The following is a 19,340-nucleotide window of genomic DNA, read 5'->3' on the forward strand; positions in this document are numbered from 1 at the left end:
AAAACAGCGGTAAACTTCCCCGATGCCACCGGCCTGTCATGGCCGGCGCATGTCAATACGCCACGTCCGGTATCCAAGCCGGGCGTGCGCTTCGCGCAGCGATCCGGTACGATGAAGGGCGAACCCCCATTGTTGAAGGAGATCCCCGATGTTGCGAATTCCGATGTCCCATTGCCTGAGCGTTGCGCTGATGACGCTGGCGCTGCCTGCCGCGCTGGCCCAGTTGCCCACCAGCGATGCGGCGCCTGCCGCCAAAGGCTGGCGCGCGGAATTGGTCAGCGAAGGCCTGTCCCATCCGTGGTCGATGGCGTGGTTGCCTGACGGACGCCTGCTGGTCACTACCAAGGAAGGCACGCTGCATCTGCTCAAGGGCAAGCGTTTCCAGCAAGTCGCGCTGGAGGGCTTGCCGCCGGTGTTTACGAACGGGCAGGGCGGCCTGCTCGATATTGCCATCCATCCGGGCGACAAGAAAAATCCGCGCATTTACATGACCATGGCCACCGGCACCGATGAGGCCAACCGCACCACCCTGGTCCAGGGCGTGTTCGACGGCAATCGCGTGCATGGCATCAAGACCTTGTTCCGCGCCCAGCCCGACAAGAGTGGTGGCCAGCATTTCGGCGCGCGCCTGTTGTGGCAAAAGGATGGCAGCTTGTTGATGAGCATCGGCGACGGCGGCAATCCGCCCCAGCAGGTGGGCGGCATGCTGGCGCGCGACCAGGCCCAGAACCTGGGCAGCCATAACGGCTCCATCTTGCGCCTGACCGATGCCGGCAAGGCGGTGCCCGGCAATCCGCTGGCGGCGCGCCCGGGTGCGCTGCCGGAAATCTGGAGTTACGGCCACCGCAACATCCAGGGCATGGCGCTCGATGCCAATGGCCGCGTGTGGGCCACCGAACACGGGCCGCGCGGCGGCGATGAACTTAATCTGGTCGAAGCGGGTCAAAACTATGGATGGCCCGTGCAAAGCTATGGGCGCGATTATCGAACGGGTGAACCGGTCGGCCAGCTGGTCGTGCCCGGCATGACGCAACCGAAGATTGCATGGGTGCCTTCGCCGGGCGCGTCCGGCCTGACCCAGTACAGCGGCAGCCAGTTCCCGCAATGGCGCGGCAGCCTGTTCAGCGGCGGGCTGGCGAGTACCGACGTGCGGCGCATCGTGCTGGACAAGGACGGCAATGTGCTGTCGCAGGAGCGGCTGGAAATCGGCAAGCGCGTGCGCGATGTGCGCCAGGGGCCTGACGGGCATTTGTACGTGATTACCGATGAAGACAACGGCCAGTTGCTGCGTATCGTGGCGCAGTAAGCGGCGCCGGGTGGCGATACGGGTATCGGGCTTGGGCCAGGGTGGGCCAGCGCCCGCACCGCCATGTTCCCGGCAGCGGCGCGGCAGGCTCGGGTCGGCGCTGTTCCGGCGCGGACGGCCCGGAGCCGGGTCCGGATTCGCGGTGCGCCGGTGCGCCCGCGTTCCCTCGGGTCAGGCCAACAAGGTCGAGACCATTGCGGTATCCATGCCCAACAGGTCGATCGTCGTGTCGTGCGCGAATGCGGACGGCATGTCGTTCGCATGATCGGACGGCGTGCGCTGCGGTGAAAACAACAGGATTGCGTAGTCGACGTGCACCTGGTAACTATCGATTGCCGTCGTCGCCGACACCATCGACAGCAGAGTGCGCGCTGCCGCGGCTGCGTCACTGCCCTTATACGCGGCAATTTCTGTGGGCACATCCAGCTCGGCCGTGAAGTTCCAGGCAACGCTGACTTTGTTTGCGATGGTTTGCTTGTCGGTCAGTCCCTGGGCCGATGTGTTCGACTGCGCACCCCCAAGGATCGCGAGCGAGGCATTGGCGCGGGTGAGCTGGCCCGAATCGATGGCGGACGTCCAGAAATCGAGCCCTGCCTGGTTCGGGTCGCGGTTCAACAGATTGTTAAAGATGGATTTGACGAACACGTGGGTGTCGCCGGGGTACAGCGCCTTCGATTCGGCGCTCGTACCGAACGAGTCGATGAGGTTCCGGATGCCCGCATCACTGCCGTATTTGCCGCTCAATTCGCTGACGTTGTCGGGTGCCTTCAACGCCGCCAGCTGCGACTGGAAGGCGCGCAAGCCGGCCGGATCGGCGGCGCGTCCGAAATAGCCCAGATACAGCGATTCCGCCAGCATGCTGTAGCGCAGGTCGATAACGCCATCGGCGAAGGCGACCTGCTCCACATTGCGCACCTCATCGGTACCCTCCAGGCCGTCTTTGGCTGAGATCGTCAGGCGGGTACCCATATTGACCATGCTGTAGGCCGCCCGGTCGCCGGAATAGATCAGGGCATCGTCGCCGGCGCCGCCATCGATTTTCTCGCCGCCCATGGTGGAAGAGAGCTTGTCGTTTGCGCTGGTGCCGGCAATGGGGGTGGGCGTGCTCACCGTCGCCGTCTCCAGGTCCGCGTAGAGACGCACGCTTCTGCCGGATGACCCCGGGTACATCAAGACGCTGGCATAGAAGGTTCCCGAGGAGGGAGCAATGAAATCGTGCAGATAAGTGCTGCCATCGGCGGAATAGCGGTATTCCTGGACAATTGCTTCGCCGCGTTCGTTGTATACCCAAATCATGGGCGCTTGCTGGTCGTCTGTCGCGCGAATCGCGTATTGCTTGCCGGCCACTGCAGTCCAGCTCAGGACTTTTTTGTAGTTGGGGCCCGGAGCCGGGTCGCCGACTCCAGCCGACAGATCCCATCCGAATTCCATGGGCGCGGGGATGTAAGCCTGCAAGTTTAGCCTGGTGGCCGCAGCCATGTCCTCGGGAAGCAAGTGAAATTCGGTGGTTATCGTCGTGGTCGTCATGCTGCGCCCTTATCGGCCGGCCGAAGCCAAAGCGGGGATTCTAAGGGCAATGCTGGTCAAAAAGGAAGAGCTTGTAAATATATAATTTTGCGTATTGGATAACGAGCGCCGCTGCCGATGCTGATGACGTCGCAGGATGAACGGGCGCCACGATAGCTCAGGGGACGCGTTGCCGTTTCCCGCATCGCTCGTTTCGCTGCGCAAGGCAAAGTACGCGCCGGCGCGGGTGGAGCATGAGCGGCAAAGCAAAGCCCACGCATGCGTGGGCTGTTTCCTGGCTGGGCAAGGGCGTTACCGCCGCGCCAGCCGCAATGGGGCAGCGAGCGGCGCCGGCGTCGGGTTCGCCTGCGCCGCGCTGCCGCGGACGGAAGAAGCGTCAGCTATCCGTATCGTTGCTCAACTGCGCGCTCTGGCCGGATGCGCCCGCGCCACTGCTGGCAGACTCGGACGCCCCTACCGGCGTCTGGCCGAAGGACTGGATGGTGCCGCCCATGAACTCATACCCGGTGAGCGACGGCCCCCACGACGAGCCGTTCCACCACTTGTGGTACAGCGCGCTGTCCGAGCCCGTGGCAAACACATCGAGCCGGTTGGCGGCCCACGACACCGCGCGCGGTTGCGAGGACAGGATACCGCCCATGTATTCGAACCCGGTCAGCGACGGACCCCAGTTGCTGCCGTCCCACCACTTGTGATACAGCGCGCTGTCGGTGCCGACCACGAACACATCGATGCGGTTCGGACCCCATGACACCGCCTCGGGGTTGCCAACGCACACGCCGCCGAGGCGTTCCAGGTTGTTCCCGGCAGGCAGCCAGGCACTGCCGTTCCACCACTTGTGATACAGCGCGCCATCGGTGCCGGTGACGAAGACGTCGAGGCGGTTGTTGCCCCATGCCACCGCGCGCGGCGCCGAGGTGCATACGCCGCCCAGCTTTTCGTAACCGGTCAGCGATGGCCCCCAGTTGCTGCCATCCCACCACTTGTGATACAGCGCGCGGTCGGTGCCGACGACGAACACGTCGAGCCGGTTCGGTCCCCACGAGACGACTTCGGGCTGCTCCATGATGATGCCGCCCATGTTTTCGTAGCCGGTCAGCGATGGTCCCCAGGTCGATCCGCTGCGCCACTTGTGGTACAGGGCGCGGTCGGTGCCGATGACAAACACGTCGAGCCGGTTGGGACCCCACGAAATGGCGCGCGGGTCGCCGATGCACACGCCGCCCAGATTGGTATAGCCGGTGAGCGAAGGCGACCAGGTGCTGCCGTTCCAGGACTTGTGATACAGCGCGCTGTCGGTGCCGGTCACGAACAGGTCCAGGCGGTTGGGCTGGGTCGAGATCGCCTGCGGCGCGCTGGTGCCGATACCACCCATGAATTCGTAGCCGGTCACGGACGGATTCCAGCTGGCGCCATTCCACCACTTGTGGTTCATGCCACGGTTCGTTCCCAGCGCGAACACGTCGAGCCGGTTCGGACCCCACGACACCACCGGGGACGAACTGGGCCGACGCGGACCCGCCTGCATCGCCAGCGCTTGCGCGTCGGGCGTGTCCGCCTGCGCCATGCCGGCCGCCGCAGGCTGGCTCATCATGTGAGCGCCCGGCATGCCGTGCGCGCTGGCCGGGGCGGCGGCGCTGCCGGCGTCCGACATCCCGCCACTGGTGATTGAATCCGTCATTTCCGATTGCATCGATTTCATGCTGTTTCCCTTTCGGTTCGTTGATGGTCTTCCTGCACGGCGTCGTGATGACGGCGCAGACGCGCAGGCCTGTATAAATTATCGACGCATTCCACAAGGGAACTTTTGACGGGGGTGAAGGGGCGACGCTGCCGTTTCCGGATGCGGGAATAAAAATACCTATCGAGAAATCAAAGCAATAGATTTCCAGCTGGAAACTAAATTGCGACACCTGCCGCGCGAACTTGCCGCCTGCGACACCCTGCGGCGCTGGCACTGGCACTGGCGCTGGCACTGGCACTGGCACTGGCACCGGTACTGGCGTTGCCGCCAGTGCCCGTCCTGCCGGTACTGTTGCCGCTGCCGCTGCCGCTGCCGTTGCCGCTGCTACCGGTGCCGCCGCCGGCGCCTTCGCTAGTCGTCGCCCGGCCCCTCGCCAGGCATGGTGTCCGCCATCAGCCGCAGATCGTCGTCATCTTCTTCGTCGTCATCCGGTCCGTCCGGCGTTTGCAGATCGTCGTCCGGAAACGGGATACTCGCGTCCGGCACGCCGCGCGTGCGCGACAAGGGTGACGGCATGGCGCCGGACTGGTCGTTTTCGTGAGCATTGGACATGGCAAGTCTCCACTAAAGTGATGACTCGTTGGACAAGGGCGTACCCTGCAAAGTTCCCGCCCGGTTTGTGCGCGCGCATCAACCGGCGTGGCGCCGCCGTGCAATCAGCAGGCCGGCGACGCCGATGCCGATCAGGCCGAGCGAAGCCGGCTCCGGCACCGGAACCGGCACCGGAATGGTCGGCACCGTGGTCGTCGCATTGCTCAACGAGAAACTCAGATCGTTGAACTGGTAAGGGCCGCCACGCAAATCTTCAAAACTGACCAGCGCGCTTCCCGGCATCCAATCCTGCTGCACCCGCGCGTGCGGGCGCCGGTCCGGATTGCGGCTGGCGGAACCGCTGTAAAAATCGCGTCCCGTCGTATTCACGTGCAGGCGAAACATCAGTTCACTGCCAACCACGAACCGGCCGAGGTTGAAGATGCCGCCGGGCGGCGTGCTGCGGTTGCTGAACATGAACACATCGTTATTGTCGATCCCGTCATCGGTAAACAAATACAGGTCGTTGGCATAGTTGGCCGAGCTGCCCTGATAAGTTGCCACGATGGCGCCCGCGTTCGCGGCGAGCACGGCCAGCCCCTCGGTTCCGGGCGAGGCGATGGGAATGGCGAACGCCGCCCCGGGCGCGAGTAGCGCGGTCAAGGCCACGCCGCCGGCAATGAGTCGAGAAAAGAATGTCATGCGCGCGCTCCCTGCATCAGATCTGATATTTCCAAGGATGAAATACGACGGAGAAGTCCCATCATAGCGACTACCCGATGGCGCCAGAGCTATGCGATTTGCGTATAGCTTTTTATCGAATATTCATATTTCAGAGCTAGCTCGGAGGCTTAGACTGCTTGTCATTCTTGACTAATGGCTAAGCAATGAAAATCATCAAACTGACGACGTATCGGGTTCCGCCGCGCTGGATGCTGTTGAAGATCGAGACCGACGAAGGCTTCGTCGGCTGGGGCGAACCGGTGATCGAAGGCCGTGCGCGCACGGTCGAAGCGGCGGTCCACGAGATGACGCCATTCCTGATCGGCCAGGACCCGGGCCGCATCAACGACCTGTGGCAAGCCATGTACCGTGGCGGTTTCTACCGTGGTGGCGCGATCCTGATGAGCGCCATCGCCGGCATCGACCAGGCCTTGTGGGACATCAAGGGCAAGCTGCTCGGCGTGCCGGTCTACGACCTGCTGGGCGGCCGGGTACGCGACAAGATGAAGATGTACAGCTGGGTGGGCGGCGACCGTCCGTCGGACGTCATCGCAGGCATCCGCAAGCTGCGCGAAGTCGGCATCGACACCTTCAAGATGAACGGCACCGAGGAAATGCGCATGCTCGACAGCGCCCGCTCGGTCGACCAGGCGGTCGGACGCATCGCCGAAATTCGCGAAGCCTTCGGCAACGAGATCGAATTCGGCATCGACTTCCACGGCCGCGTGGCAGCGCCCATGGCCAAGGTGCTGCTGCGCGCCCTCGAACCGTACCGCCCCCTGTTTGTCGAAGAGCCGGTGCTGGCCGAGCAGGCCGAGTATTATCCGCGCCTGGCCGAATCGACCTCGATCCCGCTGGCGGCCGGTGAGCGCATGTACTCGCGCTTCGAATTCAAGCGCGTGCTTGAACAGGGCGGCCTGGCGATCCTGCAACCGGACCTGTCGCATGCCGGCGGCATCACCGAATGCGTCAAGATCGCCGCCATGGCCGAAGCCTACGACGTCGCCGTGGCCCCGCATTGCCCGCTCGGCCCCGTGGCGCTGGCGGCCTGCCTGCACCTCGACTTCGTATCGCACAACGCCGTGCTGCAGGAGCAGAGCATGGGCATCCATTACAACCAGGGCGCCGAACTGCTCGACTACGTCAAGAACAAGGAAGACTTCCGCATGGAAGGCGGCTACATCGCGGCCCTGACCAAGCCGGGCCTGGGTGTCGAGGTGGACGAAGAACGCGTGATCGAGGCCAGCAAGCATGCGCCCGACTGGCGCAATCCGCTGTGGCGCCATGAAGATGGCAGCGTCGCCGAGTGGTAGCAGTCAAAAAAAAGACGCAAGCAATACCATAATAATAACGGAGACAAGATGCACCTGAGCGTTAAATGCCTGCCGCTGCTGGTGGCGGGCACCTTTGCCAGCACCGCGTGCGGCCAGGCCCTGCTGCACATCGACGCCAGCGCGCCGGCCAGGGCGCCGCTCGAAAACCAGCTGCAAATGGGTGCCACGGTGTCGCCGTCGGGTGAGCGCATCGGCGCCAACAGCCAGTACCTGACCCGCAACGGCAAGCCGTGGATGCCGGTGATGGGCGAATTCCATTACAGCCGCACCCCGGCCGACGAATGGGAAGCGGAGCTGCGCAAGATGAAGGCGGCCGGCATCGACGTCGTCGCCACCTACATCATGTGGAACCACCACGAAGAGCGGCAGGGCATTTACGTCTGGAACGGCCAGCGCGACCTGCGCCGCTTCGTGCAACTGGCCGCTAGCGCGGGCCTCGACGTGGTGGTGCGGATCGGCCCCTGGGTGCACGCGGAAGTGCGCTATGGCGGCATTCCCGACTGGGTCGTGGGCGCGATGCCCACACGCGGCGACGACCCGCAGTACCTGCGCCAGGTGGCAGGCCTGTACGGCCAGATCGGCCGCCAGCTCAAGGGCTTGCTGTGGAAGGATGGCGGCCGCGTGATCGGCGTGCAGATCGAAAACGAATACAACCTCAATGGCCCGGGCGAAGGCGCCGGCCATATCAGCACCCTCAAGCGCATGGCGCGCGCCGCCGGCCTGGACGTGCCGCTGTACACCGTCACCGGCTGGGAGCAGACCGTGTATCGGTCCGGTGAAGTCACGCCGGTGTTCGGCGGCTATCCCGACGAGCCATGGGCACGCGCCACCGGTGAACTGCCGCCGAAAGAAACCTACGCCTTCCGCTTCGACAGCCGCGTCAGCGGCGACCTTGGTGCGCAGACCAAAGCCAGCGCGCGCGGCACCGCCGACACCGATATCGACAAAACCCCGTTCCTGGGCGCCGAATATGGCGCGGGCCTGCCGTTCATGTACCGCCGCCGCCCGGTAGTGTCGAGCGACGACATCGCGTCGATGCTGCCGGTACAGCTGGGTTCCGGCGTGAACCTGGTCGGTTACTACATGTTCCACGGAGGGCGCAATCCGGCCGGCATGACCACGCTCGAAGAAAGCACGCTCACCGGCGGCTACAACGACACGCCGATGATCAGCTACGACTTCCAGGCGCCACTCGGCCCGGATGGCCAGCAGCGTCCCGTGCTCACGCGCCTGCGTCCCTTTCACCTGTTCATGCGCGACTTCGGCGAGCGCCTCGCGCCCATGACGGTGCGTAAACCCGACGTGGTGCCCACCGGCCCGGACGACCTGAAAACGCCGCGCTTTTCCGTGCGCAGCCAGGGTGACAGCGCGTTTCTGTTCGTGAGCAACCACGTGCGCCAGTATCCGATGCCGGTGCAGCGCCAGGTGCGCTTCTCGGTCAAGCTGCCCGCCCAGACCGTGGAGTTCCCGCGCCAGCCGGTCGACCTGGCCGACGGCAGCTATTTCATCTGGCCGGTCAACATGGACCTGGACGGCACCCGCCTGGCGTATGCCACGGCGCAGCCGGTGGCGCGGCTCGATAACGGCAAGGCAGGCGTCGTGTACGTGTTCGCGGCCAGCGCCGGCATTCCGGTCGAACTGGGGTTCGCCGCCGCCGCCGCAAGCAGCCTGACAGCGCCCGGCGCCCGCATTGCCCAGGACGGCGGCAAGACCGTCATCGACGGCATTACTCCCGGCACGCAGGCGGCGGTGACGATCCGGCGCGACGGCAAGCCACCCGTGACGCTGCTGGTGCTCACGCCGGAACAATCGGAGCAACTGGCCATCGGCCAGCTGGCCGGCCAGCGCCGTCTCGTGATCGGCGCCCAGCAAACCTGGTTTGCCGACGGTGGCTTGCGCATGCGCTCGGACGGCAATCCGGCCTTCCGCTTCGCCGTCTATCCGGCGCTGGCGCGCATGCCGAAAGCCGACATGCCACTCCACGCCGGCCAGGACGGCATGTTCCAGTCGTTTGCCGCCACGCTGCCGGCGCGCAGCCCTGAGGCGACGTTCAAGCCGGTGCGCGCGGCGCGTCCGGCACGCCCGGTAATGATCGGCGGCCTGGCCAACGCCGCGCTGCAACCGCTGCCCGAGAGTTTCAGCGCCGCCGCAGCCTGGTCGATCGACCTGCCGCGCGACACGAACCGGCTCGATGCGCTGGTCGAACTCGATTTCGTCGGCGACATCGGACGCCTGTTCAACGGCACCCGCATGCTGGACGACTGGTACTACAGCGGCTACGGCTGGCAATTCGCGGCGCGCCACGCAGGCAGCGGTCCGCTGACCCTGTCGGTGCTGCCACTGCGCGCCGACGCCCCGGTCTATATTCCGAAAGAAGGCCGCCCGGACTTCGGCGGCAAGGAGCCGATCGCCGAACTGCGCGCCGTGCGCGTGACCCCGATTTACCGTCTCGACGTGAAGCCGTGAACCGATGACGGCGCCATCTTTACGTTTATCGCAGCACCCCGGGCGCTGCCTGCGCTGGGACGCGCGCAGCCACCGCTGGTGGTGGGCGGGCGACGGCGCGCACGCGGTGCACGCCGTCGCCGAGCGGGACCCGGCGCCGCTGGCCTGCCGCCTGCCCGATGCCGCCGGCCTGCTGGCGCACTGCGCGTCCGGGCGCGTGCTGCTCGGCCTGAGCAAGCGCCTCGGCTTTTCCGAGCCGGGCCGCGACGCCAGAGCGCGCCAGTTGCGTGTGCAGCCGCTGGTGGCGGTGGACGCCGCCGAGCCGCGCACCGCGATCAGCGACGGCTGCACCGACCGCCGCGGCTTCCTGGTGTTCGGTACCCGCAACGTGGCCAAGGATGGGCGCGCGATCGGCAGTTTCTATCAGTTGTCAAGCAAGCACGGCTTGCGCCGGCTGGCGTTGCCGGTCGTGGCCGAGGCGAGCGCGATCTGCTTCAGTGCCGACGGCAAGCGCATGTTCTTCGCCGACGCGCGTGGCAGCCAACTGCTCGACTGCGACTACGACGCCGAGCGTGGCCGCGTGGGCGCCGTCAGGGTGTTCGCGCAGCTCGATGCCGGCGCCACCCCGCGCGGCGCGGCGCTGGACGCCGCCGGCTGCCTGTGGAACGCCCAGTCGGGCCAGTTGGTCCAGTACGCGCCCGGCGGCAAAGTAGTACGGCGCATTGCGCTCGATTGCAGCAGCATCGCTTTTGGCGGTGCTGGTCTTACGCAGCTCGCCGCGGTAGGCGAGGGCGGTTTGTTTACCGTGTCTGTACCCGGCGTCGCGGGCCAGCCAGACAGTCCATTCGACGATCATCCATCACAATAATTCAACAGGAGACCACCATGAAAACCTTCCCTACTCTCGCAAGACTGGCCGCAGCCGCTGTCGTGGCATGCGCTTTCGGCGCCGCCCAGGCGGCCGATCCGGTCAAGATCGGCTTCCTGGTCAAGCAGGCCGAGGAACCATGGTTCCAGGATGAATGGCGCTTCGCCGAGCAAGCCGCCAAGGACAAGGGCTTCACGCTGATCAAGATCGGCATCCCGAATGGCGAAAAAATGATTGCCGCGATCGACAACCTGGCCGCGCAAAAAGCGCAAGGTTTCGTCATCTGCGCGCCGGACGTCAAGCTGGGCAAGGCGGTCGAACGCGCCGCCACGCGCAATAACATGAAAGTCATCTCGGTCGACGACCGCCTGCTCGATGGCGCCGGCAAACCGCTGGCATCGGTGCCGCACATGGGCATTTCGGGCTACGAAATCGGCAAGCAGGCCGGTGCCGGACTGGCCGCCGAAATCAAGGCGCGCGGCTGGAACCTGGCCGAAGTCGGCATCCTGCGCGTGTCGTACGACCAGCTGCCGACGGCGCGCGAGCGCACCATGGGCGCGGTCGATACGCTCAAAGCGGCCGGCGTGCCGGCGGCGAATGTGGTCGATGCGGCGCAATCGAAGACCGATACCGAATCGGCCTTCAACGCCGCCAACATCGCCTACACCAAGCAGCAGCGCTTCAAGCGCTGGGTGGCGGTGGGCCTGAACGATGAAGCGGTGCTCGGCGCCGTGCGCGCGGCCGAAGGACGCGGCATGCGCGGCGACGCCATGATCGGCATCGGCATCGGCGGCAGCAAGACGGCGCTGAACGAATTCGCCAAGCCGCAGCCGACCGGTTTCTTCGGCACCGTGATGATCAGCCCGAAACGCCATGGCTATGAAACCGCCGCCAATCTGTACGACTGGATCGCCACCAACAAGGCGGCGGCTGCGGAAACGCTCACCGCCGGCACGCTGATGACACGTGCCAATGCCGCCAAGGTACACGCCGAAATGGAGCAGTGATCCACGATGTCCGCTTACCTCCAGTTTGACCAGGTCTCCAAGCACTTCCCCGGCGTGATTGCGCTCGGGGGCGTCAGCTTCGAGGCCCATGCCGGGACCGTGCATGGCCTGCTGGGCGAGAACGGCGCCGGCAAGTCGACCCTGCTCAAGATCCTGGGCGGGCAGTACCGCCCGGACGGCGGGCGCCTGCTGCTGGACGGGCGCGAAGTGCGCTTCGGGTCGGCCAGCGACGCCATCGCGGCGGGCGTGTCGATCATCCACCAGGAACTGCAGTACGTTCCCGAGTTGACGGTCGCCGAGAACGTCCTGCTGGGCCGCATGCCGACCCGCATGGGCTTTCTCGACAAGGGCGCCGCCAACAAGCTGGTGTCCGAGCGTTTTGCCAAGATCGGCGTGGACCTCGACCCGAACGCGCGCCTGGCCGACCTGTCGATCGCGCAGCGCCAGATGGTCGAGATCTGCAAGGCCGTGATGCAGGACGCCCAGGTCATTGCGTTCGACGAACCGACCAGCAGCCTGTCGCACCGCGAAACGGAAATCCTGTTTCGCCTGGTGCGCGACCTGCGCGCCGAAGGCCGCACGCTGATCTACATCTCGCACCGGCTGGAAGAACTGTATGCGCTGTGCGACGCCTGCACCATCTTCCGGGACGGGCGCAAGGTCGCCACCCATCCGGTGATGGCCGACGTGCCGCGCGACCGTTTGATCAGCGACATGGTCGGGCGTGAGCTGAGCGACATCTACGACTACCGCGAGCGCGAGCTGGGTGCCGAGCGCCTGACGGTGTGCGGCATGGCCGACGGCTGCGATTTTTCGGTGCGCGCCGGTGAAGTGCTGGGCTTCTTCGGCCTGGTGGGCGCCGGCCGCAGCGAATTGATGCGCCAGATGTATGGCGCCGACAAGCGCGCTCCCGGCACCGTGGTCCTCGACGGCGCGCAGGTCGCCATGGGCGGGCCGTCGGCGGCTATTAGCGCCGGCATCGTCCTCTGTCCCGAAGACCGCAAGGAGCAGGGCATCCTGGCCCAGTCCTCGGTGGCCGAGAACATCAACATCAGCTGCCGCCGCCACGCGCTGCTGGGCGGCGTGTTCCTGCGCCATGCGCGCGAGGCGGCGCTGGCCGATGAATTCATCGCCCGCCTGCGCATCAAGACCCCCAGCCGCGAGCAGGAAATCCGCCTGCTCTCGGGCGGCAACCAGCAGAAAGTGATCCTGGCGCGCTGGCTGGCCGAACCGGGCCTGAAAGTGCTGGTGCTCGATGAACCGACGCGCGGCATCGACGTGGGTGCCAAGAACGACATTTACCGCATCATCCACGAAGTGGCCGCGCGCGGCTGCTGCGTGATCGTGGTGTCGAGCGAACTGCCCGAAGTGCTGGGCATTTCCGACCGCGTGGCGGTCATGCGCGGCGGCCGCATCGTCGGCCAGCTGGCGCGTGCCGACGCCGACGAACAAGCGGTGCTGCGCCTGGCGCTGCCCGATACCAATAACGACAGCGACAACGCTGATATCACCTCCCGGAGAACCGCATGAGCACCATCCCACTCACCCACACCGGCGTCCCCGCGCCGGCAGGCCGCCAGCGCGCGCTCCTGATCGAATACAGCATGCCGCTGGCGTATGCGGTGCTGTTCGCCGTGCTGGCGGCCACGGTCGATAACTTTTTCTCGGTCGCCAACGTGGTCGGGCTGATGCTGTCGGTGGCGCAGATCGGCATGGTCGCCTGCACCATGATGCTGTGCCTGGCCTCGCGCGACTTCGACCTGTCGGTCGGCTCCACCATCGCCTTTGCTGGCGTGCTCGGGGCCATGGTCCTGGAACGCACCGGCAGCGTCACGCTGGCGGTGGGCGCCGGCCTGGGCGCGGGTGCGCTGATCGGCGCCGGCAACGGCGTGCTGATTGCCTACCTGCGCGTCAACGCGCTGATCGCCACCCTGGCCACCATGCTGATGGTGCGCGGGCTGGCCTTCATCGCCTCGCAAGGGCAGGCGGTAGGCATCAATTCCGACGCCTTTATCGCGTTTGGCGACGCCCAGGTGTTCGGGCTGCCGCTGCCGGTGCTGGTGGCCGGCGCCTGCTTCCTGATTTTCGGCGTGCTGCTCAATCATACGGTTTTTGGACGCAATACGCTGGCCATCGGCGGCAATCCGGAAGCGGCGCGCCTGGCTGGCGTCAAGGTCGAGAAGCTACGCGTGTGGATCTTTCTGCTGCAAGGGCTGGTGACCGCGCTGGCGGGCCTGATCCTGGCGTCGCGCATTACCAGCGGCCAGCCGAATGCGGCGCAGGGCTTCGAACTGGATGTGATTTCGGCGTGCGTGCTCGGTGGCGTGTCGCTCCAGGGCGGCAAGGCGCGCATCTTCGGTGTGCTGATCGGGGTCTTGATCATGGGGACCGTGGAGAACGTCATGAATCTGCTGAACGTCGATTCGTTTTACCAGTATCTGGTGCGCGGGTCGATTTTGCTGGCCGCGGTGCTGCTCGATCAGTTGAAAGCGCGGGGAGAGCGCCGGACCTAAGTTCGTTTCCGCCACCACCTGCACGTCGTTCCCGCCACTTTCTCGTCGTTCCCGCGTCTAGCCCTGCGCGGGAACGACAGATAGTGATCGGAACGTCCGATGTCATATGTGTTGACGTTTTGGCTAGTGAGCATATATCATCGACCTCCCTGATTCCCGACAGCCATCCATGTCCGATCCACGCTCCGACCGCTTTGTCCGTTCGCATCTCAAGACCCGCCACCTGGTGCTGCTGGTCGAACTGGGCCGGCACGGCTCCATCATGCACGCCGCGCAGGCCGCGAACCTGACCCAGCCTGCCGCCTCCAAGCTGCTCGGCGAACTCGAACACGCCCTTGGCGTGCAGCTGTTCGAGCGCCTGCCGCGCGGCGTGGCGCCCACCTGGTACGGCCAGGTGCTGATCCGCCGCGCCGGCGCCGCCCTGGCCGAGATGGACGCCGCCCACCAGGAAGTGATGGAACTGCTGTCCGGCCTGCGCGGCCGGGTCGACGTCGGCACCGTGCTCACGCCGTCCACCAGCCTGGTGCCCGAGGCGGTCAACCTGCTCAAGTCGCGCCACGCGCGCGTGCACGTCTCGATCAGCGTCGATACCAGCAAGATCCTGGTGCGGCGCCTGCGCGCCGGCGAACTCGATCTGGTGATCGGCCGCATTCTCGACACCGGCGCCGCCGCCGAACTGCATTTCGAACCGGTCACCGACGAACCCCACAGCCTGATCGTGCGCGCCGGCCATCCGCTGGCCGAGCGCAGCAACCTCACGCTCGACGAACTGGCGCGCCAGGGCTGGATCTTGCCGCCCAACGGCAGCATCCTGCGCGACCGCCTGACCGCCTTGTTCCTCGCGCGCGGCCTCGAACCGCCAGCCGAAACGGTCGAAACGCTGGCCCTGCCCGTGATCGCGCACCTGCTGACCGGCAGCGACATGGTGGTGGCGCTGCCGCTGGAACTGGCCCAGCCCTACCTGCAAACGGGCCTGCTGACCGTGCTGCCGTTCGACCTGAACATCCGCATGGACATGTACGGCATCATCACGCGCCGCCATCACCAGCTGTCGCCCGGCGCCGAGAGCATGCTGGCCACGATGCGCGAAGTGGCGGCCCTGCGCTATCCCCCTTCTCAAGCCATATGATTTGAGCATGCTTTTTTGTAAATAAGCAATTGGAATCATATCCCTGGAGTCCGTACGATCCTGACCATGACCCGGAGTCGCGGACAGCAAAGCGAACTGTGCATGGCAGGACCCTACAATCCAGGAGACCCGTATGAAACAGAAGAAGCTCAGTTGGCTGATCGCGAGCCTGTTCGCCTTGCCGCTCGCCGCGGCGGACGCCCACGCCCAAGCGGACCAGGTGCAGCAAGTGAGCGTGTCCGGCATCCGTTGCTCGGTGCGCAATGCGCTGGCGGTCAAGGAAGCGTCGGACAGCATGGTCGAAGTGATCGCCTCCGAAGACATCGGCAAGCTGCCCGACACCACCATCGCCGAATCGCTCGCGCGCTTGCCCGGCCTGTCGTCCGGCATGGACCGTGGAAACGCCAGCCAGGTGGTGGCGCGCGGCCTGGGACCGCGCTTCATCGGCGCCACCCTGAACGGACGCGAACTGGCCACCTCGGAGCCGGATCGCTCGGTGCGTTTCGAGCAGTTTCCATCGGAGTCGCTCAGCGGCGCCACTGTCTACAAGACCCAGTCGGCCGAACTGGTGGAAGGCGGCGTGGCCACCACGATCGACCTGAAAACCGTGCAGCCGCTCAAATACAGCGGCCGCCAGGCTTGGCTGCGCGCCGATGCGCTGTACTACGCGCTGGGGCGCGATATCCCGGGCGCGAAAAAAACCGCGCCGCGCGTCGGTGGCATCTACCTTGACCAGTTCTTCGGCAAGTCGCTCGGCGTGGCGCTCGCGTTCAGCTACCAGGACCAGCCGTCGCTGCAAAAGAACAAGGATCACTGGGGCTTCAACGAAACGCATTCGGGCGACCTGGATGGCGACGGCAAGGCCGACAAAACGCCGTGGGGCTTCCAGGACAAGGTCTTGCGCGGCACCGACGAGCGCTCCAGCGTCCTCGGGAAAGCCGAATGGAAAAATGGCGAGAGCCTGCTCAGCGCCGACGCCTACTACGCGCTGGCCAAGATTCGCGAACCGGGCTTGCAGCACTGGAGCGGCGACATCGGCAACTGGGACAACGCCCAGAAGACGCGCTACAGCAAGCTGGATATCCGCGACGGCTACGTGGCCGGCGCCAGCGTGGCCGATGTGGGCTTGAGCAACCACGACTCGCTATGGGTGCAGGATACCCGCACCCTGGCGCTGGGCGTGAACGGCAAAACCACGGCCGGCGCGTGGAAGCTCGAAGCGGACCTGTCCACCTCGCGCGCGCAGCGCGCCAGCCAGTGGCGCGACCTGCGCCAGTTCAGCCGTGGCACGGGCACCATCAGCTGGTCCTTCACCGGCAATGAGCGGCAAGACTTCTCGCTCGGCCAGGACAGCGGCAACCCCGCCGGCTTCTGGGGGCCGACCATGCATATCGATACCGACGGCCACCTCAAGGATGAACTGGGCGCGCTGCACCTGAACGCGGCGCGCGATATCGACGTCGGTCCCGTCAACCGCCTCAAGTTCGGCGCGCGCGCCACCCACCGCGAAAAATCGTACGGCCAGACCACCTGGGAGGTCGCGCCGCTGGCGGCGATTCCCGACGCCGACTACGAAACCGTCAACGTGGCCGGCATGGCGCCCTATATCGCGCTGCGCGACTTCGGCGCCAGCACGGCTGCCGCTTTCGGCCCGGGCGCTTTCGACGCGGCGGGCTGCCCGCGCAGCCAGAACGACCTGCTGTCGGGCTGGACGGTGCGCGAGCGCGGCGCCTCGCTGTACGGCCAGGCCGACCTCGATGGCACGCTGTTCGGCAAGACCTTTCGCGGCAACGCCGGCGTGCGCGTGGTCCACACCAAACAGACCGGCGAAGGCATGCAGGCGCTCAACGGCGGCGCGCCGACGGCGGTCAGCGAGGGCACCTCGTACACCGAAGTGCTGCCCAGCGTGAACCTGATTTTCAACATGGACGACCAGCAGGAACGCCAGCTGCGTCTGAGCGTCGCGCGTGCCATGTCGCGCGCGCCGCTCGACGAAATGCGTGCCTCGCGCAACCTGAACGTGGACGCCAATCCCGCCCAGCCGCTCACCGGCAGCGCCGGCAATCCGCAGTTGGAGCCCATGCTGGCCGACCAGATCGACCTGGCGTACCAGTGGTATTTCGACAAAGGGGCGCTGCTGTCGGCGGGCCTGTTCTACAAGGAGATCAGCCGCTACATCGGCATCACCAGCGACCAGGCCACGCTGGACGGGCGCAGTGCGCTGGTGACGCGCTCGCTCAACGGCAAGGGCGGCAATATTCGCGGGGTCGAGCTGGTGTACCAGCAATCGTTCGCCAACCGCCTTGGCGTCTCCAGCAACTACGCCTACACTGCCAGTAACGTCCACGAAAATATCCCGGCCGGCAAACCGTTCCCGATCGAAGGGCTGATGCGGCACAACGGCGGCCTGACCGTCTGGTACGAACAAGCCGGCTACCAAGCACGCACGTCCGCCAACTACCACAGCGCGTTTGTGCGCAACCCGACCTGGGGCGCGGGCCAACTGGTCGAAAACGACGCGGAAACCTACGTCGCGCTATCGTTCGCCAAGCACCTCACGCCGACACTTCAGCTGCGTTTCGGTGTCGATAACCAGACCAACCAAAAAGTCGTCTACACCAGCGCCAACAATCCGTACGAGCAGGAAGTCACCGAGTTCGGACGGCGTTTCAACCTGGGCTTGTCGTTCAAATTATGAGAGGAACCATGCACACGCAATTACTTGGCATCGACTGGGGAACCAGTAACCGCCGCGCCTACCTGGTCGGACGCGATGGCAAATGTCTCGCGCACCATGCCGACGACCAGGGCATGCTGGCCGTCGGCGGCGACTTTGCCGGCGCGCTGGCGGCGCTGCGCGCCAGCATGGGCGTCGACCCCGGCATCCCGGTCGTCATGTCCGGCATGGTCGGTTCGGCCAGCGGCTGGCAGGAAGTAGCGTATCTGGATACCAGCGTGCCGCTGACCGCGCTGCCAGCCCACCTGGCGAGCGTGGCGGGCCACCCCGGCTGCTTCATCGTGCCCGGCTACTGTACCCGCGACGGCGCGGTGGACGTGATGCGCGGCGAAGAGACGCAACTGCTCGGCGCCGTCGGGCGCGGGCTGGGCGACGGCTGGGTGGTGCTGCCGGGAACCCACAGCAAGTGGGTCTACCTGCGCGGCGGGCGCATCGACCAGCTGGTCACCTACATGACCGGCGAACTGTTTTCGATGCTGGCAGCTGGCGGCACCCTGTCCACACTGATGGCCGACGGCCCCGATGACGACAGCGCCTTTGCCGCCGGCCTGCAGGAAGCGCGGCGCGCGCGGCCGCTATCGAACGCGCTGTTCGGGGTGCGCGCGCGTGTGGTCTCGAAGTCCATGGCGGCGGCGCAGGCGCGCTCCTTCGTCAGCGGCCTGCTGATCGGCACCGAGTTCGTGGCGGCGCAGGGCCACGCCGACAGCGCCATCGACATCATCGCCTCGCCCGCGCTCAGTGCCCGCTACGAGAGCGCGGCCGCGCATTACGGCATGCCGGCGCGCGCCCACGATCCGGACGAGGTCTACCTGGCCGCGCTGGCCCACTTTTTTGAAAGACTCTGAGCATGGACCTGACCCAATTCACGCCACCACTGGTCGCCATCTTGCGCGGCCTGCAAGCGCCTGACGCCGAGGCGGCCGGCGCGGCCCTGTTCGGGGCCGGCTTTCGCCTGCTTGAAGTGCCCCTCAACCGCCCCGGCGCGCTGGAATCGATCGCGCTGCTCGCGCGCATGGCGCCGGCCGGGTCCATCGTCGGCGGCGGCACCATGCTCAGCGTGGCCGATGTGGACGCGGTGCATGCGGCCGGCGGGCGCATGCTGGTCGCGCCGAACTGCAACACCCAAGTGATCGCGCGCGCCGCCGCCCTGGGCATGCTGTGCGCGCCCGGCGTGGCAACCCCAAGCGAAGCGTTCGACGCGCTCGGCGCCGGTGCCCATGCGCTCAAGATCTTCCCGGCTGAGATGGTCGGTTATGCCGGCCTGACAGCGTTCAAGACGGTGCTGCCGCCAGGCACGCCGCTGTGGCCGGTCGGCGGCGTCTCGCCCGACACCATGGCAGCCTGGGTCGCGGCCGGGGCCACCGGTTTCGGCATCGGCGGCGCCTTGTACACGCCCGGCGTCACGCCGGACCAGCTGGGCGTGCGTGCGGACGCATTTGTCGCCGCCTGGCGCGCCACCCAGGCCGGCTAGCCGCC

Annotated in this window: 15 protein-coding genes; 11 read left to right on the top strand and 4 right to left on the bottom strand. The window is 66.1% G+C overall.

Annotated features, from left to right (window positions below; genetic code table 11):
* Window positions 1–148 precede the first annotated feature (148 nt).
* Window positions 149–1,306 carry a PQQ-dependent sugar dehydrogenase gene (locus F2P44_RS27305; protein WP_167091553.1) on the top strand — a complete coding sequence of 386 codons (1,158 nt, stop codon included), beginning with the start codon at window positions 149–151 and terminating at the stop codon, window positions 1,304–1,306.
* A gap of 171 nt (window positions 1,307–1,477) precedes the next feature.
* Here the strand turns inward: F2P44_RS27305 and F2P44_RS27310 are convergent, their stop codons facing one another.
* From F2P44_RS27310 to F2P44_RS27325, 4 genes are all read right to left on the bottom strand, one after another.
* Window positions 1,478–2,833, bottom strand: coding sequence for a DUF4214 domain-containing protein (locus F2P44_RS27310; protein ID WP_167091556.1), 1,356 nt, complete (start codon window positions 2,831–2,833; stop codon window positions 1,478–1,480).
* A gap of 376 nt (window positions 2,834–3,209) precedes the next feature.
* Window positions 3,210–4,535: a PLL family lectin gene (locus tag F2P44_RS27315; protein ID WP_167091559.1), complete on the bottom strand. Its 1,326-nt coding sequence runs from the start codon at window positions 4,533–4,535 to the stop codon at window positions 3,210–3,212.
* A 393-nt stretch (window positions 4,536–4,928) separates the two neighbouring features.
* On the bottom strand, window positions 4,929–5,129 hold the full coding sequence (locus F2P44_RS27320) for a hypothetical protein (protein ID WP_167091562.1): 201 nt from the start codon (window positions 5,127–5,129) through the stop codon (window positions 4,929–4,931).
* A gap of 78 nt (window positions 5,130–5,207) precedes the next feature.
* A complete protein-coding gene (locus tag F2P44_RS27325; RefSeq protein WP_167091565.1) occupies window positions 5,208–5,810 on the bottom strand; it encodes a PEP-CTERM sorting domain-containing protein in 603 nt (200 codons plus the stop codon).
* Between the two features lie 185 nt (window positions 5,811–5,995).
* Here F2P44_RS27325 and dgoD point away from each other — a divergent pair, with 185 nt between their 5' ends.
* The 10 genes from dgoD to F2P44_RS27375 all read left to right on the top strand — a co-directional run bounded on the left by dgoD (window position 5,996) and on the right by F2P44_RS27375 (window position 19,335).
* Window positions 5,996–7,144 (top strand): galactonate dehydratase, encoded by a 1,149-nt coding sequence (dgoD, locus tag F2P44_RS27330; RefSeq protein WP_167091567.1) that lies wholly within the window; start codon window positions 5,996–5,998, stop codon window positions 7,142–7,144.
* Between the two features lie 48 nt (window positions 7,145–7,192).
* A complete protein-coding gene (locus F2P44_RS27335) occupies window positions 7,193–9,631 on the top strand; it encodes a beta-galactosidase (protein ID WP_167091570.1) in 2,439 nt (812 codons plus the stop codon).
* 4 nt (window positions 9,632–9,635) lie between these two features.
* On the top strand, window positions 9,636–10,478 hold the full coding sequence (locus F2P44_RS27340; RefSeq protein WP_167091572.1) for an SMP-30/gluconolactonase/LRE family protein: 843 nt from the start codon (window positions 9,636–9,638) through the stop codon (window positions 10,476–10,478).
* Window positions 10,479–10,495: 17 nt separating this feature from the next.
* Entirely contained in the window at window positions 10,496–11,485 is a 990-nt protein-coding gene (locus F2P44_RS27345; protein WP_167091574.1) for a substrate-binding domain-containing protein, read from the top strand.
* Between the two features lie 6 nt (window positions 11,486–11,491).
* Window positions 11,492–13,015, top strand: coding sequence for an L-arabinose ABC transporter ATP-binding protein AraG (araG, locus tag F2P44_RS27350; protein WP_167091578.1), 1,524 nt, complete (start codon window positions 11,492–11,494; stop codon window positions 13,013–13,015).
* Window positions 13,012–13,998, top strand: a complete 987-nt coding sequence (araH, locus tag F2P44_RS27355) for an L-arabinose ABC transporter permease AraH (RefSeq protein ID WP_167091580.1) — start codon at window positions 13,012–13,014, stop codon at window positions 13,996–13,998. Before araG ends, araH begins: the two co-directional genes overlap by 4 nt.
* Window positions 13,999–14,167: 169 nt before the next feature.
* Window positions 14,168–15,127, top strand: a complete 960-nt coding sequence (locus F2P44_RS27360) for a LysR substrate-binding domain-containing protein (protein ID WP_167091582.1) — start codon at window positions 14,168–14,170, stop codon at window positions 15,125–15,127.
* Window positions 15,128–15,260: 133 nt separating this feature from the next.
* Window positions 15,261–17,825 carry a TonB-dependent receptor gene (locus F2P44_RS27365; RefSeq protein WP_167091584.1) on the top strand — a complete coding sequence of 855 codons (2,565 nt, stop codon included), beginning with the start codon at window positions 15,261–15,263 and terminating at the stop codon, window positions 17,823–17,825.
* 8 nt (window positions 17,826–17,833) lie between these two features.
* Window positions 17,834–18,709, top strand: coding sequence for a 2-dehydro-3-deoxygalactonokinase (locus tag F2P44_RS27370; protein ID WP_167091586.1), 876 nt, complete (start codon window positions 17,834–17,836; stop codon window positions 18,707–18,709).
* A gap of 2 nt (window positions 18,710–18,711) precedes the next feature.
* Window positions 18,712–19,335, top strand: a complete 624-nt coding sequence (locus F2P44_RS27375; protein WP_167091588.1) for a 2-dehydro-3-deoxy-6-phosphogalactonate aldolase — start codon at window positions 18,712–18,714, stop codon at window positions 19,333–19,335.
* Window positions 19,336–19,340: the final 5 nt, after the last annotated feature.

Source organism: Massilia frigida (assembly GCF_011682175.1).
In the GTDB taxonomy this organism is placed as follows: domain Bacteria; phylum Pseudomonadota; class Gammaproteobacteria; order Burkholderiales; family Burkholderiaceae_D; genus Telluria_A; species Telluria_A frigida.

Excerpts from the sequence above, each read along its gene's own strand:
- F2P44_RS27305 (WP_167091553.1), top strand. The coding sequence starts at position 149 with ATGTTGCGAATTCCGATGTCCCATTGCCTGAGCGTTGCGCTGATGACG.
- F2P44_RS27310 (WP_167091556.1), bottom strand. The coding sequence starts at position 2,833 with ATGACGACCACGACGATAACCACCGAATTTCACTTGCTTCCCGAGGAC.
- F2P44_RS27315 (WP_167091559.1), bottom strand. The coding sequence starts at position 4,535 with ATGAAATCGATGCAATCGGAAATGACGGATTCAATCACCAGTGGCGGG.
- F2P44_RS27320 (WP_167091562.1), bottom strand. The coding sequence starts at position 5,129 with ATGTCCAATGCTCACGAAAACGACCAGTCCGGCGCCATGCCGTCACCC.
- F2P44_RS27325 (WP_167091565.1), bottom strand. The coding sequence starts at position 5,810 with ATGACATTCTTTTCTCGACTCATTGCCGGCGGCGTGGCCTTGACCGCG.
- dgoD (WP_167091567.1), top strand. The coding sequence starts at position 5,996 with ATGAAAATCATCAAACTGACGACGTATCGGGTTCCGCCGCGCTGGATG.
- F2P44_RS27335 (WP_167091570.1), top strand. The coding sequence starts at position 7,193 with ATGCACCTGAGCGTTAAATGCCTGCCGCTGCTGGTGGCGGGCACCTTT.
- F2P44_RS27340 (WP_167091572.1), top strand. The coding sequence starts at position 9,636 with ATGACGGCGCCATCTTTACGTTTATCGCAGCACCCCGGGCGCTGCCTG.
- F2P44_RS27345 (WP_167091574.1), top strand. The coding sequence starts at position 10,496 with ATGAAAACCTTCCCTACTCTCGCAAGACTGGCCGCAGCCGCTGTCGTG.
- araG (WP_167091578.1), top strand. The coding sequence starts at position 11,492 with ATGTCCGCTTACCTCCAGTTTGACCAGGTCTCCAAGCACTTCCCCGGC.
- araH (WP_167091580.1), top strand. The coding sequence starts at position 13,012 with ATGAGCACCATCCCACTCACCCACACCGGCGTCCCCGCGCCGGCAGGC.
- F2P44_RS27360 (WP_167091582.1), top strand. The coding sequence starts at position 14,168 with ATGTCCGATCCACGCTCCGACCGCTTTGTCCGTTCGCATCTCAAGACC.
- F2P44_RS27365 (WP_167091584.1), top strand. The coding sequence starts at position 15,261 with ATGAAACAGAAGAAGCTCAGTTGGCTGATCGCGAGCCTGTTCGCCTTG.
- F2P44_RS27370 (WP_167091586.1), top strand. The coding sequence starts at position 17,834 with ATGCACACGCAATTACTTGGCATCGACTGGGGAACCAGTAACCGCCGC.
- F2P44_RS27375 (WP_167091588.1), top strand. The coding sequence starts at position 18,712 with ATGGACCTGACCCAATTCACGCCACCACTGGTCGCCATCTTGCGCGGC.